Source organism: Salinicola sp. NYA28a, assembly GCF_976982775.1.
In genome coordinates this window covers 3540450-3567191 of the sequence record NZ_OZ334582.1, presented here as the reverse complement: position 1 = coordinate 3567191, position 26742 = coordinate 3540450, and the positions used below count along the sequence as shown (strand labels likewise).

26 protein-coding genes and 1 tRNA gene are annotated in these 26742 nt (G+C 63.5%); 13 read left to right on the top strand and 14 right to left on the bottom strand.

The genetic code is table 11. The annotated features are described in order from the left end of the window. Positions 1–374: 374 nt before the first annotated feature. The 6 genes from ACWHY3_RS16075 to ACWHY3_RS16050 form a co-directional block, all read right to left on the bottom strand. Positions 375–542 (bottom strand): hypothetical protein, encoded by a 168-nt coding sequence (locus tag ACWHY3_RS16075; RefSeq protein WP_448126965.1) that lies wholly within the window; start codon positions 540–542, stop codon positions 375–377. Beyond that, positions 526–900, bottom strand: coding sequence for a LysR substrate-binding domain-containing protein (locus ACWHY3_RS16070; protein WP_448128171.1), 375 nt, complete (start codon positions 898–900; stop codon positions 526–528). Before ACWHY3_RS16070 ends, ACWHY3_RS16075 begins: the two co-directional genes overlap by 17 nt. After that, positions 791–2185, bottom strand: coding sequence for a shikimate transporter (gene shiA, locus ACWHY3_RS16065; RefSeq protein ID WP_448126964.1), 1395 nt, complete (start codon positions 2183–2185; stop codon positions 791–793). The genes ACWHY3_RS16070 and shiA overlap by 110 nt, the downstream gene beginning before the upstream one ends. A 153-nt stretch (positions 2186–2338) precedes the next feature. Next, on the bottom strand, positions 2339–3379 hold the full coding sequence (locus ACWHY3_RS16060) for an ABC transporter substrate-binding protein (RefSeq protein WP_448126963.1): 1041 nt from the start codon (positions 3377–3379) through the stop codon (positions 2339–2341). After that, positions 3376–4794 (bottom strand): sensor histidine kinase, encoded by a 1419-nt coding sequence (locus tag ACWHY3_RS16055; protein WP_448126962.1) that lies wholly within the window; start codon positions 4792–4794, stop codon positions 3376–3378. Before ACWHY3_RS16055 ends, ACWHY3_RS16060 begins: the two co-directional genes overlap by 4 nt. Next, a complete protein-coding gene (locus ACWHY3_RS16050; protein ID WP_448126961.1) occupies positions 4791–5495 on the bottom strand; it encodes a response regulator in 705 nt (234 codons plus the stop codon). Before ACWHY3_RS16050 ends, ACWHY3_RS16055 begins: the two co-directional genes overlap by 4 nt. A 205-nt stretch (positions 5496–5700) precedes the next feature. Here ACWHY3_RS16050 and ACWHY3_RS16045 point away from each other — a divergent pair, with 205 nt between their 5' ends. From ACWHY3_RS16045 to ACWHY3_RS16015, 7 genes are all read left to right on the top strand, one after another. Further along, complete coding sequence (locus ACWHY3_RS16045; RefSeq protein ID WP_448126960.1) at positions 5701–6690, top strand: Bug family tripartite tricarboxylate transporter substrate binding protein; 990 nt, start codon at positions 5701–5703, stop codon at positions 6688–6690. Then, entirely contained in the window at positions 6687–7145 is a 459-nt protein-coding gene (locus ACWHY3_RS16040) for a tripartite tricarboxylate transporter TctB family protein (RefSeq protein WP_448126959.1), read from the top strand. Before ACWHY3_RS16045 ends, ACWHY3_RS16040 begins: the two co-directional genes overlap by 4 nt. Next, entirely contained in the window at positions 7146–8657 is a 1512-nt protein-coding gene (locus tag ACWHY3_RS16035) for a tripartite tricarboxylate transporter permease (protein WP_448126958.1), read from the top strand. Between the two features lie 227 nt (positions 8658–8884). Next, complete coding sequence (locus ACWHY3_RS16030; protein WP_448126957.1) at positions 8885–9178, top strand: BrnT family toxin; 294 nt, start codon at positions 8885–8887, stop codon at positions 9176–9178. Continuing rightward, positions 9168–9455 carry a hypothetical protein gene (locus ACWHY3_RS16025; RefSeq protein WP_448126956.1) on the top strand — a complete coding sequence of 96 codons (288 nt, stop codon included), beginning with the start codon at positions 9168–9170 and terminating at the stop codon, positions 9453–9455. Before ACWHY3_RS16030 ends, ACWHY3_RS16025 begins: the two co-directional genes overlap by 11 nt. Before the next feature lie 48 nt (positions 9456–9503). After that, the gene (locus ACWHY3_RS16020) at positions 9504–9641 is read left to right on the top strand and encodes a hypothetical protein (protein ID WP_448126955.1); all 138 of its coding nucleotides are present in this window, start codon (positions 9504–9506) and stop codon (positions 9639–9641) included. Between the two features lie 145 nt (positions 9642–9786). Further along, positions 9787–9876: transfer RNA gene (locus ACWHY3_RS16015), tRNA-Ser, on the top strand. Between the two features lie 65 nt (positions 9877–9941). Here ACWHY3_RS16015 and ACWHY3_RS16010 read toward each other — a convergent pair. From ACWHY3_RS16010 to ACWHY3_RS16000, 3 genes are all read right to left on the bottom strand, one after another. Next, positions 9942–10862, bottom strand: coding sequence for a DMT family transporter (locus tag ACWHY3_RS16010; RefSeq protein WP_448126954.1), 921 nt, complete (start codon positions 10860–10862; stop codon positions 9942–9944). A gap of 30 nt (positions 10863–10892) precedes the next feature. Beyond that, positions 10893–12071 (bottom strand): phosphoglycerate kinase, encoded by a 1179-nt coding sequence (locus ACWHY3_RS16005; RefSeq protein ID WP_448126953.1) that lies wholly within the window; start codon positions 12069–12071, stop codon positions 10893–10895. A 160-nt stretch (positions 12072–12231) separates the two neighbouring features. Next, positions 12232–13287 (bottom strand): type I glyceraldehyde-3-phosphate dehydrogenase, encoded by a 1056-nt coding sequence (locus ACWHY3_RS16000; RefSeq protein ID WP_448126952.1) that lies wholly within the window; start codon positions 13285–13287, stop codon positions 12232–12234. 176 nt (positions 13288–13463) lie between these two features. On the opposite strand from ACWHY3_RS16000, the gene lhpI reads away from it, so the two are divergent. After that, positions 13464–15341: a cis-3-hydroxy-L-proline dehydratase gene (gene lhpI, locus ACWHY3_RS15995; protein WP_448126951.1), complete on the top strand. Its 1878-nt coding sequence runs from the start codon at positions 13464–13466 to the stop codon at positions 15339–15341. Between the two features lie 46 nt (positions 15342–15387). Here the strand turns inward: lhpI and ACWHY3_RS15990 are convergent, their stop codons facing one another. The 3 genes from ACWHY3_RS15990 to ACWHY3_RS15980 form a co-directional block, all read right to left on the bottom strand. Continuing rightward, the gene (locus tag ACWHY3_RS15990; protein WP_448126950.1) at positions 15388–16146 is read right to left on the bottom strand and encodes an alpha/beta fold hydrolase; all 759 of its coding nucleotides are present in this window, start codon (positions 16144–16146) and stop codon (positions 15388–15390) included. A gap of 175 nt (positions 16147–16321) precedes the next feature. Further along, positions 16322–17050 carry an LrgB family protein gene (locus tag ACWHY3_RS15985; RefSeq protein ID WP_448126949.1) on the bottom strand — a complete coding sequence of 243 codons (729 nt, stop codon included), beginning with the start codon at positions 17048–17050 and terminating at the stop codon, positions 16322–16324. Next, complete coding sequence (locus tag ACWHY3_RS15980) at positions 17043–17426, bottom strand: CidA/LrgA family protein (protein WP_448126948.1); 384 nt, start codon at positions 17424–17426, stop codon at positions 17043–17045. The genes ACWHY3_RS15985 and ACWHY3_RS15980 overlap by 8 nt, the downstream gene beginning before the upstream one ends. Before the next feature lie 553 nt (positions 17427–17979). Between ACWHY3_RS15980 and ACWHY3_RS15975 the strand changes: the two genes are divergently transcribed. The 4 genes from ACWHY3_RS15975 to ACWHY3_RS15960 all read left to right on the top strand — a co-directional run bounded on the left by ACWHY3_RS15975 (position 17980) and on the right by ACWHY3_RS15960 (position 22416). Next, on the top strand, positions 17980–19032 hold the full coding sequence (locus tag ACWHY3_RS15975) for a class I fructose-bisphosphate aldolase (protein WP_448126947.1): 1053 nt from the start codon (positions 17980–17982) through the stop codon (positions 19030–19032). 260 nt (positions 19033–19292) lie between these two features. Beyond that, positions 19293–20345, top strand: coding sequence for an ABC transporter substrate-binding protein (locus ACWHY3_RS15970; protein WP_332779464.1), 1053 nt, complete (start codon positions 19293–19295; stop codon positions 20343–20345). 92 nt (positions 20346–20437) lie between these two features. Then, the gene (locus ACWHY3_RS15965) at positions 20438–20881 is read left to right on the top strand and encodes a tripartite tricarboxylate transporter TctB family protein (RefSeq protein WP_087720181.1); all 444 of its coding nucleotides are present in this window, start codon (positions 20438–20440) and stop codon (positions 20879–20881) included. A gap of 32 nt (positions 20882–20913) precedes the next feature. Next, positions 20914–22416 carry a tripartite tricarboxylate transporter permease gene (locus tag ACWHY3_RS15960; protein ID WP_087720182.1) on the top strand — a complete coding sequence of 501 codons (1503 nt, stop codon included), beginning with the start codon at positions 20914–20916 and terminating at the stop codon, positions 22414–22416. A gap of 74 nt (positions 22417–22490) precedes the next feature. Here the strand turns inward: ACWHY3_RS15960 and ACWHY3_RS15955 are convergent, their stop codons facing one another. Beyond that, on the bottom strand, positions 22491–22988 hold the full coding sequence (locus ACWHY3_RS15955) for a 6,7-dimethyl-8-ribityllumazine synthase (protein WP_332779466.1): 498 nt from the start codon (positions 22986–22988) through the stop codon (positions 22491–22493). Positions 22989–23601: 613 nt separating this feature from the next. On the opposite strand from ACWHY3_RS15955, the gene ACWHY3_RS15950 reads away from it, so the two are divergent. Continuing rightward, positions 23602–24588, top strand: coding sequence for a sugar-binding transcriptional regulator (locus ACWHY3_RS15950; protein ID WP_071231440.1), 987 nt, complete (start codon positions 23602–23604; stop codon positions 24586–24588). A 149-nt stretch (positions 24589–24737) separates the two neighbouring features. Here the strand turns inward: ACWHY3_RS15950 and tkt are convergent, their stop codons facing one another. Then, the gene (gene tkt, locus ACWHY3_RS15945) at positions 24738–26732 is read right to left on the bottom strand and encodes a transketolase (RefSeq protein ID WP_448126946.1); all 1995 of its coding nucleotides are present in this window, start codon (positions 26730–26732) and stop codon (positions 24738–24740) included. Positions 26733–26742 lie beyond the last annotated feature (10 nt).

Below are 26742 nucleotides of genomic sequence, written 5' to 3'. Positions count from 1 at the left end.
TTCTGAAAGCGGATATTGGATATGGTGGCGCACTTGGAATGTGCCACTGTCATCCCTTTATTGTTCGGCCGCCCTTACTAGCAGACGGCACGCGGCTGGCATGAGACATTTTATGGATAGGCGAGGCTGCCCTGTGAAACCTTGTCGTAGCGCATGGATTACAAAGGCTGAGTCGATGTGTCGCCTGATGAAATGGCCCGTTCTGCGCTATCAGCGGTGGCTCGAGCGGCGAGCGCGTGATGCCGCTCAGGAGCCGATATCGTGGCTGTGATCAGCCCGGGCGGGGATAAGAATGTCCTGCAGTGTCGGTATCGCCAGCTAATCTGGACGGATGTCAATACGAGGATGTTTTAAACATTACGGCGTGTCTCACGTCATGGATAACGCCCCTTCACTCGATTTTCTACCAGCTCCCGCAATATATCGTTGGTCATTTGCATCGCCGGTGTCACAGGTTCACGACGACGGCTGCAGATGATCGGTGAGGTGATGTTGCGCTCCGCCAGCCGTACATAGGTAACTTCGTCACGCTGCATGCGCATGACCTGCTCCGGCACCAGACTGAAACCAAGATCCGAGGCGACCAGACCGATTGCGGTCTATAGTTCGTTGGTTTCCTGAATGACCTTGACTTTCAAACCTCTGAGTCTGAACAGGCTGAACACGGCATCGGCATAGCTTGGACGAGGCGATGCCGGATAGATGATCATTAGGATACTCGGCTAACTGAGCCAGTGTCGGGATGGTACCCACCAAGGGATGATGTGCCGGCAATGCAGCGACGGTTGGCTCATCGAACAGTACCTTCTGCGCGATATCGGGATCGTCCAGACGTATACGGCCGAAACCGATATCGATTCTCCCCGCCTTGAGCGCCTGGACCTGATTGACGGCCGTCAATTCCAGCAACAGCTACGGCAGAAACCAGACAGCCGGCGGCCAGATAGATCGCCACCGGTACCCAGCTGCCGTCGTAGAGGTCGACCAGGGCGGCGGCGATGAACGGGGTGAAGCCGCCGCCGATCACGCTGGCGACCTGATAGCCGACCCCGGCGCCGCTGTAACGATAGGCGGCGCCGAACAGCTCGGCGAAGATCGGCTGCTGCACGCTGACCACCATGTCGTGGGCGAGATTGGCCAGTGCCACGGCGAAGATCACGATCCACAGGATCGAACCCGCCTGCAGAGCCATGAAGAACGGGAAGGCGGCCAGCACGCCGACGATGGCTCCGGTGATGTAGACACGCCGACGTCCCAGCGTGTCGGCCAGGAACGCGAACAACGGGATGGTGACGCAGCTGATCGCGCCGACCAGCAGACCGATATGCAGAAACAGGTCCCGCGATAGATCGAGATAGCCGGTGGAGTAGCTCAGCGCGAAGGTGGTCACGATATACATCGTGAACAGCTCGGCCAGGCGCATGGCGATGATCGTCACGAAGGCGCCGGGGTGGCGTTTGAGCGCTTCGAGGATCGGCGGTCTGGCAGGCTTCTGGTCGTTTCGCTCGACCGCTTCGACGAATTCCGGCGACTCTTCGAGGCTCGAGCGGATCTTCAGCGCAACCAGTACCAGCACCACGCTGAACAGAAACGGCAGGCGCCAGCCCCAGGCCGTGAAATCGGCGTCGCTCAATCCGTAGCTGAGCAGCGAGACGCTACCGGTGGCCAGGATCAGGCCCACGCCGTAGCCCACCTGCACGCCGCTGGAGTAGAACGCGCGACGGCCAGGCGGTGCGCTCTCCACCGCCATCAGCGCCGCACCGCCCCATTCGCCGCCCACCGCGAAACCCTGGATCGCACGCAGCGTAACCAGCAGAATCGGTGCCCACACGCCGATCTGGGCGTAGGTCGGCAGCAGCCCGATCAGTGCCGTCGCGCCACCCATGAGGATCACGGTCAGGATCAGCATGCGCTTGCGTCCTAGGCGATCGCCGAAGTGGCCAAAGACCAGGCCGCCCAGCGGGCGAAACAGGAAGCCGACGCCAAAGGTGGCCAGCGCGGCCAGCGTGCCGGCGGCGGGGCTGACGTTGGGGAAGAACTGCGAATTGAAGACCAGCGCGGCAACGATGCCGTAAAGCAGAAAGTCGTACCAGTCGACGACGGCACCGACGAAGCTGCCGATGGCGGCGCGTTTGGCCTGGCTTGTCGACTGGGCAGGGGCAATGGTCGTCGCATCTACGCTCATTGGGGATTCTCGGTCATCGGTATCTGTACATCGAGGTGCGTGCTTCGGGCACTGCATCGATGTGGCGGCGCCGTATCTTACGGCATTGCGACGACGGGCACAGGGGCAATTCGGGAGCCGTCGCCATATCGGTATCGCCCATTCCGACATCCCTCATTCTGAAAGAATCCGGATTTCGCGATACCAGCGGCGCAGGAACGCCTGGCGGCGCAGCGGATCGACGAACGCCAGCAGCGTGGCATTGATCGGGATCGGGTAGAGATGGTCGCCGACCTGATCGCGCAGCCGCTGGGCGGTGTAGGGGCCGATGACATCATCGCGCACGCTGAACAGCGGTGTCTGGCCGGCCAGGATGTGCTGGCCGCGCCGGCTCAGCAGAAAGCTGACGAAACGCTTGGCCGCCGCGGGGTGCGGTGCGTCACGGTGGACGAACGCCATTCGCATCAGCACCAGCGAGTAGTCGTTGGGAACCTGGACGATGATGTCGGGGTGGGTCTGCGCCCAGAGCATCGCATAGGAACCCAGCAGGTTGTAGCCGAGCCAGTAGCGGCCGTCGCTCAAGCCTTCCAGCATGCGCTGGGTGGTGGTTTCGAGCTGCACGTCGGCGGCGCCCATGGCGGCGATCAGATCCCACATTCGCGGCGTGTAGCGGGCGTCCTGTTGAAGCAGGGTGTAGCCGACCCCGCTGTCGCGCGGCGAATAGCTGACCACGCGGCCGTCGAGCCAGTGACGATAGTGGGTCAGCAGGTCGAGCAGGTCGCGGTGGGTTTCTGGTGGCGGCATGTGCGAGGCCAGTTCGAGGCGATAGGCCATCACCACCGGCTCGAATGTGAAGCCGAAGACTTCGTTGCGCCATTTCGCCCACGCCGGCCACTGGTCGACTTCCGGCGCGTCGAGGGGCTGGGCCATGCCTTCGTTGCTGAGCGCCAGTTGCCACGGCATGGCCGAGCTGATGACCACGTCCGGCGGCGAGTCGCGATCCCGGGCGCGCTGGTCTACCTCCAGTGTCGAGCGATCGCGATAGTCGAGATCGATCTGCGGGTTCTCGGCAGCGAAGGCGTCGAGTACCGGCTCGACGATGGGGCGATCCAGCGCGGCTTCGATGATCAGCTTTTCGCCGGCTCGGGCGGTGCCAGTGCCGACAAGAATCAGCCACAGAGCAAAGCCGAGCATCACCTGCAGGCGTCGTTTCATGTCCTGCTCTCCTCGGGTGGCCGACAGCGGGCCAGCGTCAGGGTGACCCGGAGTCCTCGCGGCTGCCGGTTGGAGACCGCTAGCTGGCCGCCATGGCGCACGGCGATGGATTCGGCAATGGCGAGCCCCAGCCCGGAGCCACACGTATCCTGGCGCCGGCCGCGTTCGAACGGCTGGGTCAGCCGGCCGAGCGACTCGGCATCGACGCCGGGGCCGTTATCTTCGAGGGTGAGCGTGACCTGCTCGTCGTCGCCATCGTCGTGGGCGAGTCCCAGCGTGATTTCGCTGCCGGGCGGCGTGTAGCGGCAGGCATTGTCGATCAGGTTGTTGAGCAGTTCGTGCAGTGCCCAGCTTTCCCCTTCGATCCATACCGGCGTGGGCATGTCGATGACCAGGCCGAGATCGTGCTCGCGGTTGCCCTGGCGATCGGCCCAGTCGGTGGCGACCTCGCGCATCAGTCGATCCAGCGCCAGCGGCTGACGCTCGTGGCCCGGCCCCAGGTGCTGCAGACGAGTGAGACTCAGCATCTGCCCGGCGAGGCGGCTGGTACGCTCGGCGCTGTCGTGAACCGTGGTCAACGCTTGATACCAGGCATCGGGATCCCGGCGGGCCAACGCCAGCTCGCTGGTGCTCTGCAGCCCGGCCAGCGGGGTCTTGAGCTGATGCGAGGCATCGGCGATGAAACGCAGCAGTGCATCGCGATGATGACGCTGATCGGCAAACAGGCGGTTAAGCGTTTCGATCAGTTCGTGCATTTCCTGGGGGACGCCAAGCGTCAACGGGCTGATGTCGTCGGCGCGCCGGCCGCGAAGTGCCTGGCGCAGACGACGCAGCGGCGCCAGCATGGTATGCATGGCGATCGCTACCAGCGCGGCAGTGATCAGCACCATTGCGGCAAAGCGGGTGGCACTCTTGCGGAACAGTTCCTGCGCCAGCAGGTCGCGACCGTGACGGGTATGGCCCACCCACAGCTGCACCGGCTCCTGGGTGTCCCAGCCGGCGGAATCCACCTCGCGACCGCTGAGACGAATCGGCTGGCCATCAAAAACGGCGTCGAGATAGACCGGCTGGCGTCTGGCCTCGGCCTGCATCGCGGCGGTGATCGGCAGGTTGGCATTCTGGGTGATGGTGCGGCCGTTTTCCGCCTGCAGCCAGTAGAACACCCGTTCCTGCCAGCGGGTGGCGAGGATCTGCAGCGCCGAGGCGGGCATTTCCAGGGTCGGCTTGCCTTCCGGCCACTGCAGCGATTCGGCAATGGTCAGGCTGGCAGCTTCCAGTTGGCCGTCCATCGCTCGATCGGCAGCCTTGCGCGCGCTGGTGTAGGCTTCGATCAGCAGCAACGTTCCCAACCCGGCGACGATGACGATGAGCCATAGTGCCAGGCGCCGCTTGAGCGATGTCTGCGGCGATATCACTCGGGGTGTTCCTTCGGTGCGCCAGTCTCACGTTTGTCCGCTGTCTCTTCCAGTCGATAGCCCAGACCGCGCAGCGTGCGAATCGACAGGCCGGAGCCCGCCAGGCGCTTGCGCAGCCGGCTGACATAGACATCGAGCGCGTTGGCGCCGACCGCCTCGAAGCCGAACAGCCGATTTTCCAGCGCCTCGCGCTGCACGATACGGCCGGCGTTGAGCATCAGCGCCTCCAGCAGGCTGAATTCCCGGCGTGGCAGATCCAGCGAGGTCCCGTTCAGCCAGGCACCGGCGGATCGTGTGTCCAGTTTCAAACCGCCGAAGCGAACGCTGTTATCCAGCCGCTGCTGGCTGCGACGCAGCAGGGCGCGAACCCGCGCTTCCAGCTCGGTGATCGAGAACGGCTTGGCGAGATAATCGTCGGCGCCGAGGTCCAGACCTCGCACGCGATCCTCCAGCGCATCCCGCGCCGTCAGTATCATCACCGGCGTGGGGTCGGCGTGGGCGCGTAACCATTCGAGCACGCCGAGACCGCTGCCATCGGGCAGACCGAGATCGAGCAGGACCAGATCGAAGCGGCCCTGGCGCAGCGCCTGAATGGCGTCGTCGACGCGTGATAGCGCATCGACAGTGTAACCGTGGCGAGTCATTGCCTGGCTCAGCGAGCGTGACAGCAGCGGGTCGTCTTCGATCACGAGCAGGTGCATGGCGGTTTCTCGAGGTCATCTGCTAACCCTGTCTTTTACGACTAATGTCTTGTGCGACTAATGTCCTATACGACAAAGGCTTAGATGACAGGTTGATGAAAGGTTAGCGCTCTAGCATCGCGCCGTCGGTAGGCAAAACCGGCCCGAGTCCGGTGCCCGCCACGAGATTTTGCGAGCATAACAACCCAGGTAGGAGACGCACAGCATGCCCAACTCTCGATTCCTCTCTCGCTGGCTGGTTGCCGCCGTGACCGGCGGCGCGCTGCTGGCCGGCGCCGTTCAGGCCCAGGCCAAGCCGCCCGAGTGTATCGCACCAGCCAAGCCGGGTGGCGGTTACGACCTGACCTGTCGTCTGGCGGCCAACGGCCTGCAGGACGCCAAGCTGATCGACGAGCCGATGATGGTCAGCTACATGCCGGGCGGTATCGGCGCCGTGGCTTATAACCATGTCACCGGCGTGCGCGACGACGATCCCAACCTGATCGTGGCCGCCAGCACCGGCGCTGCGCTCAACCTGGCGCTGGGCAAGTTCGGTCTCGAGCACAAGGTCGACGATGTTCGCTGGCTGGGTGCGCTGGGTGTCGACTACGGCGCGATCGTGGTCCGCAAGGATGCGCCGTGGAACAACCTCGATGAGCTGATGAAAGCGCTGAAGCAGAACCCGTCCGGCGTGGTGATCGGTGCCGGCGGCACCATCGGCAGCCAGGACTGGATGAAAGCGGCGTTGATGGCCAAGGCCGACGACGTCGATCCGCGCAAGCTGCGCTACGTCTCCTTCGAGGGCGGCGGTGAAGCGCTGGCCGCTCTGCTGGGCGAGCACATCCAGGTGTTCACTGGCGACCTGGCCGAGCTGAAACCGCAGCTCGACAGCGGCGAGATCCGCATTCTGGCGGCGCTCTCCGAAGAGCGTATGGGCGGCCCCTACGCGGATATCCCCACCGCCAAGGAGCAGGGCTACGACGTCGAATGGCCGATCTGGCGCGGTTACTACATGGGGCCGAACGTCAGCGACGAAGCCTATCAGCAGTGGGCCGATCGCCTGCGTGAGCTGAACGACACCGAGAGTTTCAAGGAGCTGCGCGAAGGTCGCGGGCTGTTCCCGATGTCCAGGTTCGGTGACGACTTCCATCAGTACGTGAAGCAGCAGGTCAACGACTTCGAGCAACTCGCCAAGGAAGTGGGTCTGACCCAATGAAACTCGCCGCCGACCGAATCCTGAGTCTGCTGTTGCTCGGTCTGGCGGCGTTCATCGCCGTCCAGGCCTGGCAGCTACAGGTGCCGTTCAGCTACGACCCGGTCGGGCCGAAGGCATTCCCGCTGTTGCTGTCGGCGCTGCTGGCGGTTCTGGCGATCGTGCTTTTCATCCGTCCCGGCGCCAGCGGTGAATGGCCGAGCGGCGCGTTGCTGCTGCGCCTGGTCATCACCATGGCCGTGCTCGCCATCTATGCGGCGCTGTTCATCAATCTGGGTTACCTGGTGACGACCGCTCTGGTCAGCATCGTCATCGCCTGGCTGTTCGGCGCCACGCCGATGAAAGCGATCATCGGCGGATTGCTGCTGGCGCTCGGCAGCTATCTGCTATTCACCTACGGATTGGGGATCTCGCTGCCGACCGGTAGCTGGATCGAGCCGCTGCTGGGGAGCAACTGAATGTTCGATTTTCTGATCCAGGGCTTCGGTGTCGCCCTGACCCCGCTCAACCTGGGGCTGGCCTTCCTGGGTGCGCTGCTCGGTACGCTGTTCGGTGCCTTGCCGGGCATCGGGCCGATCAACGGTATCGCCATCCTGATGCCGCTGGCGTACACGCTGGGGCTGCCGGCGGAGTCCGCGCTGATTCTTCTGGCCGGCATCTACACGGGTTCCGAATACGGCGGCCGCATGTCGAGCATTCTGCTCAACGTGCCCGGTGACGCCGGCGCGGTCATGACCACGCTGGATGGCCACCCGCTGGCCAAGAAGGGCCTCGCCGGGCCGGCCCTGGGCCTGTCGGCGGTCAGTTCGTTCATCGGCGCCACCGTCGCCATCGTCGGATTGACGCTGTTCGCGCCGCTGCTGGCGATCGTCGCCGTCAAGTTCGGCCCCGCCGAATTCTTCGCGCTGATGATTTTCGCCTTCGCCTCGATGTCCGCGATGATGGGCAAGGATCCGCTCAAGACATTGATCGGCGCCGTGCTGGGCGTGCTGATCTCTACCGTCGGCGTCGACTCCGGCACCGGCGTGCTGCGCTTCACCTTCGATATGCCCGAACTCTACGACGGCATCGATTTCGTGGTGATGATCATCGGCCTGTTTGCGGTCAGCGAGATCCTGCTGATGCTCGAGCACGCCTTCCGCCACGACCAGGAAGGCGAGATGGCGCCGATCGGCCGTGTCATGGTCAAGATGAGCGAAGTGCTGTACTGCAAGTGGGCGATCCTGCGCTCCAGCGTGATCGGCTTCATCATCGGGGTATTGCCGGGCACCGGCGCTTCGGTCGCCAGCGCCGTGGCCTACACCACCGAAAAGCGCATCAGCGATCATGACAACAGCTTCGGCACCGGCAACATGCGCGGCCTGGCCGCGCCGGAGGCTGCCAACAATGCCTCAGCCGCGGGTTCTTTCGTGCCGATGCTGACGCTGGGCATCCCCGGTTCCGGCACCACGGCGATCCTGCTCGGTGCGCTGATGCTCTACAACATCAACCCCGGCCCGATGATGTTTCGCGAGCAGCCGGTGGTCGTGGGCGGCCTGATCGCCTCGCTCTACATCGGCAACGTCATGCTGCTGCTGTTGAACCTGCCGCTGGCCGGCGTATTCGCCCGCGTGCTGCAGGTGCCGCGCTGGCTGCTGGTGCCGAGCGTGGCGATTCTCGCCTTCGTCGGCGTCTATCAGCTGCACTCCGACCTGATGGCGATCTACCTGATGCTGGTCATCGGCGTGTTCGGCTATCTGCTGCGCAAGTTCGGCTTCTCGCTGGCGCCGGTGGTGCTCGGCTTCGTACTGGGTGGACTGATGGAAGAGAACCTGCGCCGGGCGCTGTCGATCAGCGGTGGCGATGTCGCCATCCTGTTCCAGTCGGGCCTGTCGATCGGGCTGTGGATTGCTGCTGCGCTGGTGGTACTGGTTCCGCTGTTCGCGGGTAAGTTGAAGGCCCGGTTCATGCCGGCGGCTAAGCCTTCCTGATACCGCGATCGAGATCAATCGAATGACGTGCTGCTTCGACGGCCCCGCTCTGGCGGGGCCGTCGTCGTTCGACCGATGGGTGTATCAGGAAGGAAACGGCCGCTTGTGAATGCTCAGGTTCGCCTCACAGTGCATGCATGAAATACGAGTTTTGCTCTGCATGTTCACTCAATCGAAGGCTTGCCTTGCCATGAGTGCGTAAATACAATGTATTTACAAGGAGGCGTATGGATATCCGGTTTCAACATCGTGGCACGACATTCGTCTGGAATGCGGTCAAGGCCAGCGCCAACTTGGCCAAGCACGGTGTGAGTTTCGAAGAAGCTGCGACGGTATTCGACGATCCTTTACTGGTAGTACAGGATGCTTCACGCAACGACCAGCCCCGTGATGCCGTGATCGGCTTCGACATCCACACGCGGCTGCTGTTCGTGGTGCATATCGAGATTCAGGACAATGGACTGCGCATCATTTCGGCGCGCCGGGCCACACGAAAAGAGGAGGCGATCTATGCTCAATGACACACTGAAGAAGCGCTTGGCCAAGGACCGCCCCATGACGACGGTGACCCTGCGAATGCCGGCCGATGTGGTGGCGTCGCTCAAGGCGATCGCCCCGCTGAAAGGTTTCCAGGGCTACCAGACGTTGCTGAAAGCGTATGTCAGTGAAGGGCTGCGCCGTGACGAGGCGCAGTATCTCGATGACGGCGTGCAGCGGCTGGTCGAGGCGTTGAAGGCGCGTGGCGTGGCGCCCGAAATCATCGAACGGGCTGTGCATGACATGAATCAGGCACATTGAGTAGCGTTGCTATGTGCTGCTTGGCGCTTCACCGCGATCGAGCAGTGCATGGCGATACCCAAGGCGCAGGCGTCGGATACGGTCACGCGCTATGTCGAGGACTTCCTCGCCCGCATGAAGCGGGAGGGCCTCGTGAAGCGTGCGCTGTCGGCAAGCGGCCAGGACGAGACGCAGGCGGCGGATTGAGCCGGCAGTCGCTGGAAAGCGGGAATATTTAGGTCGCGAAGTTAACGTTTCGATTCTTTTCTGTTATTTTTTCCGCCGCGGGACGATCGTGAGCCGGTATCGACGCTATGAGCGTGGGCAACTGGCTCGTCGCGAGTCTCGCCAAGGAGAGGTGGCAGAGTGGTCGAATGCACCGCACTCGAAATGCGGCATACCTTCGCGGGTATCGAGGGTTCAAATCCCTCCCTCTCCGCCACGAATGATGAAAGCCGGCTCATGTAGCCGGCTTTTTCGTTGCTGGACGACCCGCAGCGCAGGCGTTCAGGCGTCTGCTCTCGCCGGTATCACTTCCAGAATCGCGGCGGTAATCACCAGCGCTGCGCCCAGCCCTTGTAGCCAGGTCAGCGACTCGTTGGCGAACAGTGCCGCCGAGAAGACGCCGACGAGCACTTCGCTCATCATCAGGATACCCAGCCGGGCCGGAGGAAGATGGCCGGCTGCCCAGACGATGAGAGCCAGCGATGCCGACCACCACAGAACCGCCGCGGCGAGGATCCAGCCCGCTACGCGCCATCCGGTTTCCAGCGGCGGCAAGCCGGGCCAGGGAGAGAGAAAGGGCGCCAGCAGCACGGCGGCGACCAGGGCGCCGACCGCGAACAGGAAGCTGCCTTCTCCGGGGCCGAGGGTGTTGTGCGAGCGCATGCCGCTGGAAGCGACCGCCCACAGCAATCCCGACGCCAGCCCCAGCCAGTCACCGATGCCATGCGGCAGCGGGGAGCCGTTGGCGCCGAGCACCAGCCCCAGGCCGATCAGCCCCACGAGGATGACGGTCATGCGTCGGCCGGTCAGCGGCCAGCGCCACCATAGCCGTTCGATCAGCGTGCTCCAGACCGGGGTCAGATAGAACAGCAGAATGACCACGGCGACCTGGCCATGAACCAGGCCGATGGAGTAGAGCATGAACGCCGCCCCGCCCAACGTGACCGAGGCGAGCCCCAGCGCGGACGAACGGGCGAGCCGGCGACGCTGGACCAGCGCCCAGGGGGAGAGCACCACGCACGCCGTGGCGGCGATGATCAGCGATCCCCAGACGCCGCCGAGTTGAAGCGCCTCGATGCGACGAATGGGATACCAGTAGACACCCCAGAGCCCGCCGGCCAGCAGAATGCCCAGCGCTGCCAGCCGTGCCGGAGAGACACGGCTGGCGATGTCGAGAGAGAACGGCATCGCCTTCCTTGGCACGCTAACTCCTTGTCTGTCGTGGATGGGAAGTCAGCTCGAGGCCTTTTCCTGCGCGACTTTCTCCAGTGCTGCCACGGCGGGCAGGGTCTTGCCTTCGACATACTCCAGGAAGGCGCCGCCGCCGGTGGAGATGTAGGAGACCTGATCGGCGATACCGTACTTGTCGATCGCGGCGAGGGTGTCGCCGCCGCCGGCAATGGAGAACGCCTGGCTTGCGGCAATCGCCTTCGACAGGACTTCGGTGCCCTTGCCGAACTGGTCGATCTCGAACACGCCGACCGGGCCGTTCCAGAGGATGGTGCCGGCGTTTTCCAGCAGGCTGGCGAGATGCCTGGCGGTCTCCGGGCCGATATCCAGGATCATCTCGTCGTTGCTGACCTGATCGACCGGCTTGATCGTCGCTTCGGCGGATTCGGAAAACTCGGTGGCAACGATGACATCGGTGGGCAGCGGGATCTCGACCTTGGCCATCAGCTCCTTGGCCTTGTCGACCAGATCCGCCTCATAGAGCGATTTGCCCACGCCGTAGCCGGCCGCGGCGATGAAGGTGTTGGCGATACCGCCGCCGACGATCAGCTGATCGCACTTTTCCGACAGCGAATAGAGCACGTCGAGCTTGGTCGAGACCTTGGAGCCGCCGACAATGGCGGCCATCGGACGCCTGGGCGCGCTGAGCGCCTTTTCCAGCGCGTCGAGCTCGTTGGCCAGCAGCGGGCCGGCGCAGGACTGCGGTGCGAACCGGATCACGCCATGGGTGGAGGCCTGGGCGCGGTGGGCGGTACCGAAGGCGTCCATCACGTAGACATCGCAAAGCGCGGCATACGCCTTGGCGAGCGCTTCGTCGTCCTTCTTCTCGCCGGGGTTGTAGCGCACGTTCTCGAGCAGCACGACTTCACCGGCGGCGATCTCGACGTTGCCGTCGAGGTAGTCCTTTTCCAGGCGTACCGGTTTGCCGAGCAGGTCGGCGAGATGCTCGGCCACCGGCGCCAGCGAAAATTCGTCCGCCGGCTCGCCTTCGGTGGGCCGCCCCAGGTGGCTCATCAGCATGACGCTGGCGCCGGCGTCGAGCGCGGCCTTGATGGTCGGCAGGCTGGCGCGGATGCGTGCATCGCTGGTGACCTTGCCGTCCTTGACGGGCACGTTGAGATCTTCGCGGATCAGTACGCGTTTACCGGAGAGATCCAGGTCGGTCATCTTGAGTACGGTCATGAAATCCTTTCCTTAGAGGGTGTTTAATAAAGGGCTGTACTCGCCGATACGGCGTTGAAACCCTCCTCGTGCGCGAGCCCGGTCAACATGCTCATTTACTGCTCGTAAACTCCGCTGTTTCATCCGGTTTCGCCTTGTCTCGTCTTCGTTCGCCTGTTTCTTAAATACCCTCTCCCGAGGAGGTGGCGGGTTCGGCAATGGAAGATGGCAGTTCGAGCCAGTGGCGGGCGACGTCGAGCATCCGGTTGGCGAAGCCCCACTCGTTGTCGAACCAGCACAACAGCTTGAGCAGGCGGCCGCCGGCCACGCGGGTCTGGGTGGCATCCACGATACCCGAGCGCGGATCGTGGTTGAAGTCGACCGAGGCCATCGGTTCGTAGGTCATGCCGAGCAGCCCCGGGTAGCGTTCGCGACTCGCGGCGGCCAGGCAGGCGTTGACGGCAGCGGCGTCGGTCTCGCGCTCGAGCGAGATCGCCATGTCCATGGCCGAGACGTTGATGGTCGGCACCCGCACGTGAAGACATTCGAAACGATCCGCCAGATGCGGCATCAACCGGCCGATGCCCCGGGCCAGGCCGGAATCCACCGGAATGATCGAGTGCATGGCCGATCGTGTCAGGCGCAGGTCGCTGTTGTGATAGGCGTCGATCACCGGCTGGTCGTTCATCGCCGAATGGATGGTGGTAGTGACGCCGTGCGATACGCCGAAGCTGGCTTCCAGCACGTCGAGGATCGGTATCAGGCAGTTGGTGGTACACGAGGCCGCCGAGACGATACGCATGTCGGGAGCGATCGCTGCATGGTTGACGCCATAGACCACCGTGGCGTCGACGTCGGCCTCCGCCGGTTGGGAGAACAGCAGCCGCGCCGCGCCGGCCTGGAGATGGCGCTCGGCAGTGGCGCGATCCTTGAAGCTGCCGGAGCACTCCAGCAGCAGGTCGATCCCGAGCTCGTCCCACGGCAGCGCTTCTGGTTCGGCAGCGTTGAGTACGCGAATGGTGCGGCCGTTGATGATCAGACAGTCATCGTGTGCTTCGACATGACCGGGAAAGCGTCCATGAGTCGTGTCGTAGCGAGTCAGGTAGGCGATCGTCTCGAGATCGGAAAGCTCGTTGATGGCAACGATTTCCAGCGGCAGGTCGGGGCGTTCGATCAGCGCACGCAGCACGCTCTGGCCGATGCGGCCGTAGCCGTTGATGGCGACGCGGTAGGTCATGGGCGAATCGTGAATCCTGATAACCCTGGGAAGAGCGAATGGGAGCATCTTAGCGCATTCGGTCGTGGTGGGCAGAATTCGAGCCTGAGGCACGCTGGACGGGAAAATCTCGATCGAATCGGGCAAACCGCTGGACGACGCCAGGGCTGCCCCATAGTTTGAGGTGATGTTCCGCGTTGCTGGATGATATCTGCGATGTCTATCGTTGCGAAGGCGCTGCCGAGATTGTCGGGTTCGGCGTCGCATTCTCGGGCCCGTTCGTCATGAGGCGCCATCTCGAGTCGTTGTCGTTCTATCTTTCCGCCACTGAATGTCTGGTCGAGGGCGAGGGCAGCGGGGTGGTACTGGCCAGTTCGACGCCGCTCAGCCTGTGGGGCGGCGTGGACCCGGACCGAGGCGAAATCATTGATCGCCACCACCCGCTGTGCGGGGAAGGCATCGCCGGCCGGGCGCTGGTCATTCCCCACGGGCGGGGAGCGTGCACCGGCAGCGTGGTGCTGCTGGAGGCCATCCATGCCGGGCAGGCGCCGGCGGTGATCGTGCTCAACCGGGTCGATGATATCATCGCCCTGGGCGCCATCGTCGCCGAGGAAGTCTTGTCGCTGGCGGTGCCGATCGTGGTGCTGGACGACGCGCGTTTCGCCATGGCGCAGGCGGCGCATCTCGTCACGCTCCATCGGGGCAGGCGGCTGGTACTGAGCGGCCCGCGACTGGCGGGCCTGGCCAGCGTGACGGCCGGCGGGGAGCTCGGGCACGAGCCGGCCCCGGCGATTGCCGCCAACGACGGGTTCGCGCTCACGCCGGCGGATCGGCGCTGTCTCGACGGCGAGGACGGCCCGGCGGCCCAGGCCGCCATGCGCATCGTGTTGCGCATGGCGCGTCTGCAGGGCGCGCTCGGACTGCTCGACGTGACTCGGGTACATGTCGATGGCTGCATCTACACCGGCCCCGCGGGACTGGCCTTCGCGGAACGACTGGCCGCGTGGGGCGGCCGGGTACGCGTACCCACCACGCTCAACGCGATCTCGGTGGATCGCCGCCGCTGGGAGGCGGACGGCGTTCCCGATGCCCTCGGCGTTCCCGCCAGCCGCCTGGCCGATGCCTACGTGGCGCTGGGGGCGCAACCGACCTACACCTGCGCGCCCTATCTGCTCGACGGCCCGCCGCAGCTGGACGAACCGATCGCCTGGGCGGAGTCCAACGCGGTGGTCTATGCCAACAGCGTGCTGGGCGCCCGGACCAACAAGACACCGGATCTGCTGGATATCTGCATTGCGCTGACCGGCCGCGCGCCCTCTTCAGGCTACTATCTGGAGACGAATCGGTGGGCTCGACTCCGCGTGGATCTGCCGCCCTTGCCGGCAGCGGATGAGTCGCTGTATCCGCTGCTGGGCTACGTGATCGGCGCCTATGCCGGCGATCGGGTGCCGGTCATCTGTGGGCTGGACATCTCGAGTGGCGAGGCGCCGTCGGCGCTCAAGGCGTTCGGGGCGGCCTTCGCCACCACGGCATCGGCGGGCCTGTTTCATGTCGCGGGTGTCACCCCGGAGGCCGTGGATAGCCAGTCAGCGCTGGGGGGCGTGCCACCCGAGGCGAGCTGGGCGCCGACGCTGGCGGATCTGCGCCGTGGCTGGCTGGAGCTCAATGGCGAGCGGGGCGAACGCGTCGATCTGATCGCGCTGGGGAATCCGCACTTTTCGCTGGAGGAGTTTGCGACGCTGGCCTCGCTGTGCCGTGGTCGGCGCAAGCACGATGACGTCGAGTTGATCGTCACGACCAGCCGGCACGTGGCAGGGCAGGCCCGGCGCGCCGGCCATCTGGCGACGCTGGAAGCCTTCGGTAGCCGAATCATGACCGATACCTGCTGGTGCATGCTCCAGGCGCCGATCGTCCCGCCGTCTGCCCGCGCGATTCTGACCAACTCCGCCAAGTACGCTCACTATGCGCCGGGGCTGGTGGGGCGGCAGGTGAGATTCGCCGGGCTTTCGATATGCGTGACTGCTGCCGTCGACGGCCGGCTTGCCGCCGCGATGCCGGCCTGGCTAGGCGAGTGAAATGGCGGATGGCGGCTGTTTCTGGCCGCCTATGGTCAGTCGCTCGTCAGCGGTTCTTCGTCATCTGGGCGGCAATCGCGTTGAGCTGCTCGGCCAGGGTTTCCGGCATCTCCATGGGAAGCAGGTGACCATAGCCGGGAAAGACCTCCAGCTTGCCTTGCGGAAGATGCGGCATCACTTCCTCGCGCTGAGTGTCGGGCGGCAGCGACGGGTCCCGGTCGCCGACCAGCACCCAGGCCGGGTAGGGCAGCTTGCCGACGGTTTCGCGCCAGTCCTCGGCATAGGTCGTCGTCGGCCAGGCGCGCCACGCGGCCGGGTTGGCGTTGATGGCATCTTCCACTGCCTGTTGGTAGAGCGTCGGCGCGAGTGACACCTCGCTGGCGCCGTCGATGAACTGGCGCGCCAGGGCTTCGCTGAAGTCGAACTCCAGCTGGGACCGATGCTCCTCCTCGCCGATCGACTGCGGCCCCGGCGGCGACGGCGCGATCAGGATCAGCGCACGTAGCCATGCCGGACGATTGGCGGCGACGGTCATCGCGATGCGCCCGGAGAACGAGTGACCGACCAGGATCACGTCGTCGAGCGCGGCGGCATCGATGCACTGCTCGACGTGCCGTGTCATCGAGGCGACGTCGAACCCGGTCACTTCGCTGGCGCGGCCGAAGCCCGGCATGTCCAGCGTGACGACCCGGTATCGATCGTCGAGCAGCGGCACTACCGCCTCCCACTCGTGATGGGAACTGCCGAAGAAGTGCATGAGCACCAGCGTCGGGTCTCCTTGACCGCTGTCACTGGCTATCGTCATCAGATGTCTCCTGTCGAGGCTTTCCTGTCATTGGGCTTTCCCTGCCGGGGCCGTGCAGCACTCGACGGCCTGCTAACAGCGTAGCGCGATTTGCGTCGCTGTCAGGGCGGGGCGCGGCAAGACACACCGTTCGATGGAGAGGCTGTTCGGCAGAAAACGCCTGCAGCAAAAGTCTTTAGTAAAAAAGATGCCAGACGAGAGGCAGCACGATGGCGGTAAAGGCGCCGGTCAGGCTCATGCCCAGCGAGGCGAAGGCACCGGCGACCGTGCCGAGCTCGAAGGCGCGTACGGTGCCAAGGGCGTGCCCGTTGATGCCCAGCGCCAGGCCGATCAGCCGCGGGTCGCGAATACGCAGGGTTCGGCTCAGCCATTCCACCCCGAAGATGGCAGTGACGCCCGTCGTCAGCAGCGCTCCCATCAGCAGCGCCCGCGAGCCGCCAAGTTCTTCGGCCAGCCCGAGCGCGATGGGCGAGGTCACCGACTTGGGCGCCAGCGAGGCCAGCACGTCCTTCGGCGCGCCCATGATGGCGGCGATGATCACTGCGTAGCAGGCGGCCAGCGTCGCCGATAGCGGAAGCGTCATCAGAATCGGCTTCCACAATGCACGTATCTGCGGCAGTTGCTGGTAGAGCGGGACGGCCAGCGCGACGGTGGCCGGGCCCAGCAGCAACATCAGCCAGCTGGCGCCCCGGTTGTAGTCGTCGATGCCGATGGGCAACGAGGCGACGACCGCGGCAATCACGATCGCCGCGATCAGCATCGGTGGACACCAGATGGGCCGGCGCATCAGCTTGAACAGGCGAATGGCGAAGAAGTAGGCGCCGAGAGTGAGCGCGATCGCCGCGATCGGCGACTCGAACCACTGGTGCGGCAACTGTGAAAGACGCGCGAGCCAGTCATTCATGGTCGACGCTTCCGAGAGGGTTGGCCGGCTCGTCGTTGCCGGGGAGATAACGGCGCATCAGCAGCAGGCTCGACAATACGCTGAGCAGCGTGCCGACGATCAGGGCAGTCAGGATCGCGGCCCATTGGTCCGCAAATTGATCGGCGACAAAGAATATCTCGACCACTCCGGGCATGATCAGCAGCGCCAGCATGGCGATCAGCGGCTGGCTGACATGCACGACATCCGGATTCATGTCGCCGCGGTAGCCGAACCAAAGCGTCAACAGCAGCATGCCGACCACGCCGCTGGGCATCGGAATGTGAAATAGCCGCCCGAAGGTCTGCCCCAGCAACAGAAAGGCGAGCAGCCACAGAAAGCCGCGCAGAACGGACATCGCTGAAACCCCGGATCGCTGAAAGATGAGCATCATACCAAAGGCGCAACGTTCCCCCTGCAGGTTGATGCGAAAGACGTGTTCTGCGGCGATGGCTCAAGACTTTCCCATGACGATTTTCAGCCATCGCCGGGATACGAAATGTGACAATCTGGGAGGCCCCGTCAGGCGTCCGACAGAAGAGACAGGCGATGCAGAAACGGTGCATGGACGTGAACTGCGACGCATTGTCGCTTATTCTTGGCGACGTTCTACGGCTAATCGATGATCGCCGCGGCTGGAGAGGGGGGCGCAGTATGGGCAGCGCGGCGTGAAACGGTTGCGCGTGGGGTCGAAGAATGCGCGCCTGATCGGGTTCTGTGGGACCGGCCGTGCGACGTCATCGGCTGGCGCCAGCCTTTCCGGACGGTACGCGGCGCAGCAACGCGGTTCGCGCTGAAACGGCCACAGGCCCTAGAGCAGCCATTATCGGGTAGCCATCTTTGGTAGAGAGGGAAACGGCCCAGGTCGAGATTCCCCGGATGACCCATCTTGAGGACAGAGGAAAAGCAACATGACCGATATTGCCAAGTTACTGGGCAAGGAAGCCGACAGCCTTCTCAGCTATACCTGTACGGGTTTCAAGAAAGAAGACCTGTATCTCCCGGGGCCCGATTTCGTCGACCGCGTATTCTCCGATACCGACCGCAGCCCGCACGTGATGCGTAACCTGCAGACGCTGTTCAATACTGGTCGTCTGGGTGGCACGGGCTATCTCAGCATCCTGCCGGTCGATCAGGGTATCGAGCATTCGGCTGGTGCCTCCTTCGCGCCCAACCCGATGTACTTCGATCCCAAGAATATTCTCGAGCTGGCGCTGCAGGGCGGCTGCAACTGCGTCTGTTCCACCCTGGGTGTGCTCTCGTCCGTCGCGCGGCGCTACGCGCACAAGATCCCGATGATGCTCAAGCTCAACCACAACGAGAGCCTGACGCTGCCGGCGATGTACGAGCAGACCATGTTCGCGCAGATCGAGCAGGCTCACGACATGGGCTGCATCGCGGTCGGCGCCACGATCTACTTCGGTTCCGAAGATAGCCGTCGCCAGATCCAGGAAGTCAGCGAGGCGTTCGAGCGCGCGCACGAGCTGGGCATGGTCACCGTGCTGTGGTCGTACCTGCGCAACCCCGAGTTCAAGAAAGACGGCACCGATTACCACGTCTCTTCCGACCTCACCAGCCAGGCGGTGCATCTGGCGGCGACCATCAAGGCGGATATCGTCAAGCAGAAGCTGCCGGAGAACAATGGCGGCTACAAGGCGATCGGTTTCGGCCATACCCACGACAAGGTCTACAGCGAACTGACCAGCGATCATCCGGTCGATCTGGCCCGCTATCAGGTGGCCAACTCGTTCATGGGACGCGCCGGGCTGATCAACTCCGGCGGTGGCTCCAAGGGCCATTCCGACATGGGCGAAGCCGTGCGTACCGCCGTCATCAACAAACGTGCCGGCGGCATGGGTCTGATCTCCGGTCGCAAGGCGTTCCAGAAGCCGCTGAAGGAAGGTATCGAGCTGCTCAACGCCGTCCAGGATGTCTACCTCTCCAAGGACGTGACAATCGCCTGACAGACTCGTCGAACGTTAGACGTTCGCCAACCGTTGCAGAAGCCCGGCCATGGCCGGGCTTTTTTCGTCCCGTTATCAGCAAGTTGCCCAAGCCGAGCGGTTGCGACTTTGGTCGGGCGACTTAAGTTGAATTGTCTGACAAAGTCGCTTTCTCTACCGTGCAAGGCGTGTTCGATGATAACGCTATCATTTGGTTCCACCGGGGGCGGCGCATCGGGTTGCGCTTCGCATGTGGGACAACGGTATGAGGGAGACGCATCATGAAAGCGATTTTGGGTAAGACCTGTCTGGCCGTGCTGGCCAGTGCCGCCATTGGCGTATCGGCTTCCGCCCAGGCCGCCGACGACTGTCCGCTGCCGGGCAACCTGCGCGTCGTGATCGGTTCGACGTCGACCGGCGGCGATACCTATCAGGTGTCCAGCATGGTGGTCGACCAGTTGGCCGAGCAGCTCGACATCAACGCCAAGGTCGACGCCGTCGGTGTCATGCCCGGCTTCCAGGCGCTGGAGCGTAGCCGGCACGGCAACACGATCATGATCTTCCATGATGGCTCCTATCTGGGTCATCTCTACGGCGTGAACGGCTATCCCGACATCTTCAGCAAGTTCGTCGTCGGGCCGACCATCGCCATCAACCCGGGCAACGCTTACCTGGTACCGAAAAGCTCGCCCTATCAGTCGATGAGCGACATCATCGAAGCCGCCGGTGACGGCAAGCAGGTGAAGGTCGCCATCCAGCCGGGCGGTGTTTCCGAGATCGGCTTTACCGCGCTGAAGAACGCCGTGCGGATGCAGTATCCGGGCAAGGAGAGCAACATCGTTGCCGTCAACACCGGCTCCCAGGCGGACAAGAACCAGCTGCTGTTCGACGGGGCGGTGGATGTGATCAACGGTTCGGTCCAGGCCAACGAGCAGTACACCCAGCTGCCCGCCGACGACCAGAAGGCGATGCGCTTCGTCTGGATCACGGCTCGAGAGAAGACCATTGCCCAGACCAACGAAGAAGGCATGGGTGATACCACGCGCGAGCAGTTGCTGCAGTACGTGACGCCGAACGCCAGCGTGCCGATGGGCGAGGACCAGGACTTCACCTTCGATAAGGAATTCTTCCTGCTGTACAACAAGGACATGGATCCTGCCGCGATCGACTGCATCGACAGTGCCCTGGCCGACGTGTACGAGGGGGATGAGCTCCAGGAGCAGCTGAAGCGCTCGTTCTTCGTGCCCGACTACAAGCCGACCCAGGAAGCGGCCAGCTATCTGGAAGAGAAGAACGACGACTACAAGACCATCATCAGCGACCTGAAAGGCTGATCCTGCCGCGTGCCGGCCGGCGAACGTCGGCCGGCACGATTCGTTTCCACCACTGAGGCTGCCGGTGACGCCCGGCGCAGGAGCCGCTTTCCATGGAAAGCCAATGGCTGTCGCTGCTCGATGTCAGCATCGACTTCGACCAATCGCATCTCTTCTTTCCCCGTATCGTCACCTGGATCCTGGTCATCCTGCTGGCGATGATCGTGATCACCCGCTATCGGCTGCTGGTGCCCGGCCTGAAGCGTGCCGGCCGTGTACTGGCAGGGCGCGAGGGCGAGTTCGACCACAAGCGCTTCTTCGGCACGCTGGCGTTGACGACGGCTTACTTTTATCTGATGAGCGTGCTGAGCGACGTGTTCCCCAACACCGGCTACAGCTTCCTGATCATGTCGGTGCTGTTCGTGTTCCTGCTGTCGCTTCTGTACGTCGATCATCTGACGCGGCGGCTGTTCATCATTCTGGTGCTGAACGCGCTGATTGCCCCGACGCTGGCCTGGTATGTGCTGGCACAGCTGTTCCGCATCACCTTGCCCTGATCTTTTTGGCCTGACCATCGGAGACTCGTCTCATGGATATCCTGTCTCACCTCACGCCGATGTTCTTCGGGCTGATCGCCGCGGGAACCCTGATCGGTATCATCTTCGGCGCGATTCCCGGCATGACCGCCACCATGGCGGTGGCCGTCTGTCTGCCGCTGACCTATGCCTTCGGGCTCGAGAATGGCATCGCGCTGCTGCTGGGGCTTTACGTCGGCGGTATTTCGGGCGGGATGGTTCCCGCCGTGCTGATCAACATTCCCGGCACGCCCTCGTCGATCACCACCACCTTCGACGGCTATCCGATGGCCAAGCGGGGCGAGGGCGAGCGCGCGCTCAAGATCGGCATCGTCGCCTCGGTCTTCGGTGGCCTGTTCAGCGCCGCGGTACTGTTCTTCTTCGCGCCGGTGCTGGCGGATTTCGCGATCAAGTTCTCCTACGTCGAGAAGTTCCTGATCATCCTGTTGGCATTGACCGTGATCGCCTCGCTTTGCTCCAACATGTTGATGGGTATCTTCAGCGGTGTACTGGGCGTCTGGCTCAGCCTGATCGGTACCTACTCGATCACGGAGGGGGGCAACGGTGAAACCCGTCTGATGTTCGATTTCATGGAGTATTACCTGATCGATGGCTTTTCGCTGCTGCCGGTGCTGATCGGTATCTTCGGGCTGACGACCGTGCTGCTGGACGCCGAGAAGGGTTTCAAGGACGAGACGGGTCAGGGGCCGATTTCGCTCAAGGGTGGCGCCAAGTTCAAGTTCAAGGTGTTCAAGGGGCAACTGCTCAACCTGGTGCGCTCGTCGAGCATCGGCACCTTCGTCGGGATTCTGCCGGGCGTCGGCGGCAGTGCGGCCTCGGTGCTGGCCTACAGCCAGGAGAAGAACTTCTCGCGGGACTCCTCCCAGATGGGCAAGGGCGCGCCGCAGGGGATCGTCTCTTCGGAGTCGTCCAACAACGCGCTGACCGGTGGCGCGCTGGTGCCGCTGCTTTCGCTGGGCATTCCCGGGGATTCCACCACCGCGATTCTGATCGGTGCCTTCACGCTGCAGGGCATTCAGGTCGGCCCGCTGTTCATCGGCAACAACATCGATACCTGGTATCTGATGATCATCGCCTTGCTGGCGGCCAACGTGTTGATGTTCGGCATCATGTACTTCGCGATTCGCCACATCGCCAAGGTGATCGAGGTGCCGAAGTACATTCTGTACCCGCTGATCATCATGATGTGCGTGGTCGGCGCCTACGCGATCAATTACGGCATCATGTTCGACGTCTGGACCCTGCTGATCTTCGGGATCTTCGGCTGGGTCGCCCATAAGATCGGCCTGGAAACGGTGCCGCTGATCATCGGCTTCATCCTGGGCAAGTCGGCGGAGGTCTACTTCGTGAAAAGCATCGAGTCCTACGGCAACCTGTCGATCTTCTTCACCAAGAGCCCGATCGCCATGTCCCTGTGGGTGCTGATCGCGGTCTCGCTGGCCTTCGCGATCTATCTGCGGGTACGCAACCGTCGGCAGGCGACCGTCGCAAGCTGAGCCAGACCTGCAACGCAAAAAAAGCCCACGCCATCGAGGATGGCGTGGGCTCTTTACGTCGGGATAGCGAACGATCAATCAGCGCTTAGCTTGCGCACCTGATTGAGGTTTTCCATCGTCGTCAGACACGCCTCGGCCGCTTCGCGCCCCTTGGTCAGGAAGTGCTGCCGGAAGAAGGTTGCATGCGCCTCGTGCTCGTGGAAGTGATGCGGCGTGAGCACGGCGGAGAGCACCGGCACTTCCTGCTCGACCTGCAGCGACATCAGCGCGTCGATCACCGCGGTGGAGACGAAGTCGTGGCGATAGATGCCGCCGTCGACGACGAACCCTGAGGCGACGATCGCGGCGTAACGGCCGCTCTTGGCCAGCAGTTTGGCCTGCAGCGGAATCTCGAATACGCCCGGGACGGTGAAGGTGTCGACCTGTTCCACGGCAAAGCCGCGTTCGGCGACCGCGTCGAGGAAGGCAGCGTGACAGTTGCCGACGATATCGCCGTGCCAGTCGGCGCGGATGAAGGCGATGCGTTGCGACAGCGTCTGGGAGGAGAGCTGCGGGGGGTAGGACTGATTCATGGTCGTTTCCTATTCAGATGACCGAGGTCACGTTAACCAGAATCAGGGCTGCGGGTCCGCTTGGGAATCACGGGAGGCAGTTGGCATGGGCGTGAAAACGGCGAAAATCACCGATAACCACGCGGGGCCGACCGAATCGTCGTCGCAAGGGGAACCGTTCTCTTTCATCCGGACTATGACCGTCGGCTTCGGAATTGCACCGAATCTGCTGACCCCGCCGCCGTAGACGCTGGCTAAATGTCTGCGCGATCGAATCGCTACGTTACGCGGTGCTCGAAAACTCGGCTAACAACTCGTTATGCCTCGTCTTCTGCGCGCCGGGTGCCTTGCGCTTCAATCTGCTCGTCGATTTATCCAGCGCCTCCGGGAAATTAGGCAGGCGCTCGCGGGCTTAGAGGCTGGCGTGTCTTTTCACGCCGCATCATTACCGCCGGTGGGGACTTTCACCCCGCCCTGAGAACCGACTGCGGCGAACCGCAATCCGCCGATAGTCTACGCCGTTCCTGGCCCGCGAGAAAGCCGGAGTCGAGGGCGCTTGTGGTATCGTGAGGCGGCCAAGCCGGGCCGGATTCGACCTTTCAGGATTCGATTTTCTCAAAACATGGAAGCGTGCATGAACGAGCGCAACGAAAACGCCGATATCGCCCTGATGACGGAAATTGCCACCCTCTATTACACCGAGGGGGAAACGCAGGAGGTCATCGCCAATCGGCTGGGGATCTCTCGCGTCAAGGCAGGGCGGTTGCTCAAGCGCGCGCAAGCCGAAGGGATCGTCGACGTTCGGGTGCGCCAGCACCCGGCGGTCAGCGCGGAAATCGAGCAGGCGCTCAAGCGGCGTTTCGGCATCAAGCGCGCATTGATTGCCCTCGATCACGCCGATGCCGACGTCCAGCGGGCCAACGTGGCCAGCCTGGTGGCCGACCATCTCTCGCGGCAGTTGAGCGACGGGGCGATCGTCGCCGTCGGCATGGGCCGCAACGTCGGCGCGGTGGCGGACAACGTCTTCGAGCAGGGCCAGCGCCAGTGTTCCTTCGTCTGCGCCATCGGGGGATCGGTGCGGGCCGGGGAGTACATGAACCCGGACCATATCTGTCGGCGCCTGGCGATCAAGTTCGGCGGTGACAGCGAGACGCTCTACGCCCCGGCCCTGGTGCAGAATCTCGAGCTGCGCGACGCGATGTATGAAAATCCGACCATTCGCCAGACGCTGGACCGCGCCCGGCGCGCTGATCTCGCCCTGATCGGCATCGGCGACCTCAGCGAGAACAGCAACATGGTGCGCATGGGCTGGTTCACGCCACAGGAGACCGCCGAGGCGCGGCTTTCCGGTACCGTCGGCGACATGATGGGTTACGACTTCATCGATATCTACGGCCGTCCGTCGCTGACGCCGATGCAGGGCCGCGTGATCGGCCTGACGATCACCGATCTGGCGCGGATCCCCGATGTCATCGCCATCGCCGCCGAGAACACCAAGGCGGCCGGCATTCTCGGGGCGCTGCGTACCGGCGTGATCGATACGCTGGCGACCAGCGTCACCAATGCGCACACGATTCTGCGCCTGGATGAGGCCACGCGGGTCGACGACGAGCCAGCCTGATCGCCACGAGGCGCGACCCGTCGTGTAACGAACTCGCCAACGAAAAACGCCCGGCCAAGGCCGGGCGTTTCATTGCTTGCTTCAACGTACGATCTTCAACGTGCAATCTTCAATATGCAATCGAGGTGCTGTCGAAATCGAGGTGCTGATCAACCCAGCAGCTTCTCGGCACGAGCGACGACGTTGTCGACGGTGAAGCCGAAGTGCTTGAACAGATCTCCGGCCTTGCCTGATTCGCCGTAGGTCGTCATGCCGACGACGTCGCCGTCGAGACCGACGTACTTGTACCAGGTCGACGGAATCGCCGCTTCCACCGCCAGCCGTGCGCGTACCGAGCGCGGCAGCACGGACTCGCGATAGCTCTCGTCCTGCTCGTCGAAGGCGCTGGTGCACGGCATGGAAACCACACGAACCTTCTTGCCCTTGCCTTCGAGTTCCTTGGCGGCGTCCATTGCCAGGCCGACTTCGGAGCCGGTGGCGATCAGGATCAGCTCCGGCTTGCCGCCCTCGGCATCCTTCAGTACGTAGCCGCCGCGGCGGATGTTCGTCAGCTGCGCCTCGTCACGCGACTGCGCCGGCAGATCCTGACGCGAGAAGATCAGCGCGGTCGGCCCGGTCTCGCGCTTCAGGCCCTCGACCCAGGCGGCGGTGGTTTCGGTGGCATCGCACGGGCGCCAGGTCGCCAGACCCGGCAGGTTGCGCAGGTCGGCCAGCTGTTCGACCGGCTGGTGCGTCGGGCCATCTTCGCCCAGACCGATGGAGTCGTGGGTGAAGACGTGGATGATGCGCGTGTGCGAAAGCGAGGACATACGCACGGCGTTGTGCATGTACTCCATGAAGACCAGGAAGGTGGCGTCATAGGGGATGAAGCCGCCGTGGGTCGCGATGCCGTTGGCGATCGCGCCCATGCCGAATTCGCGCACGCCGTAGTGCAGGTAGCCGCCGTTGAAGTCTTCCTTGGTGATCGCCTTGGCGCCTTTCCACAGCGTCAGGTTGGAGGGCGCCAGATCGGCACTGCCGCCGAACAGTTCGGGCAGGTTCGGCCCCAGCTCGTTGAGCACGCCCAGCGAGGCTTTGCGGGAAGCGGTGGTCTCGGATTTTTCCTGAGCGGCCTTGATCAGGGCATCACCGTCGAAGCCGGCCGGCAGTTCACCGTTGTAGCGGCGCTTGAGCTCCTTGGCGAGTTCCGGATGCGCCTTTTCATAGGCGGCCAGCTTCTCGTCGTATTCCGCTTCGAGCTTGCGGCCCTTGTCGCGGGCGTCCCACGCCTGGTAGTACTCGTCGGGGATCTGGAACGCGGGGTGTTCCCAGCCCAGTTCCTTGCGCGCGGCCGCGACTTCGTCTTCACCCAGAGCGGCACCGTGGCTCTCTTCCTTGCCGGCCTTGTTGGGCGAGCCGAAGCCGATCACGGTCTTGCAGATGATCAGCGTGGGCTTGTCGGTAACGCGCTTGGCTTCCTCGATCGCCTTGTTGATCTGCTCGGCGTCGTGGCCATCGACATCACGGATCACGTGCCAGTGGTAGGCCTCGAAGCGCTTGCCGGTATCGTCGGTGAACCAGCCTTCAACTTCACCGTCGATCGAGATGCCGTTGTCATCGTAGAACACGACCAGGTTGCCCAGGCCGAGCGTACCGGCCAGCGAGCACGCCTCGTGGCTGATGCCTTCCATCAGGCAGCCGTCGCCGGCGAAGACCCACACGCGGTGATCGACGATTTCGTGACCGTCACGGTTGAACTGCGCGGCCAGCGTGCGTTCGGCGATGGCCATGCCGACGCCGTTGGCCAGACCCTGGCCGAGCGGGCCGGTGGTGGTCTCGATGCCGCGGGTGTAACCGTGCTCTGGGTGGCCGGGCGTCTTCGAGCCCAGCTGGCGGAAGTTTTCGAGTTCCTTCATCGGCAGGTCGTAGCCGGTCAGATGAAGCAGCGAGTAGTGCAGCATCGAGCCGTGACCGTTGGAGAGAATGAAACGGTCGCGATCTTCCCAGTCCGGGTTGGCCGGGTTGTGCTTGAGATGGTCGTTCCACAGGACTTCCGCGATATCGGCCATGCCCATCGGCATGCCGGGATGGCCGGAATTGGCCTTCTGCACGGCGTCCATGGAAAGCGCACGGATAGCGTTGGCTAGCTGACGACGAGATGGCATTGGCTTTCGG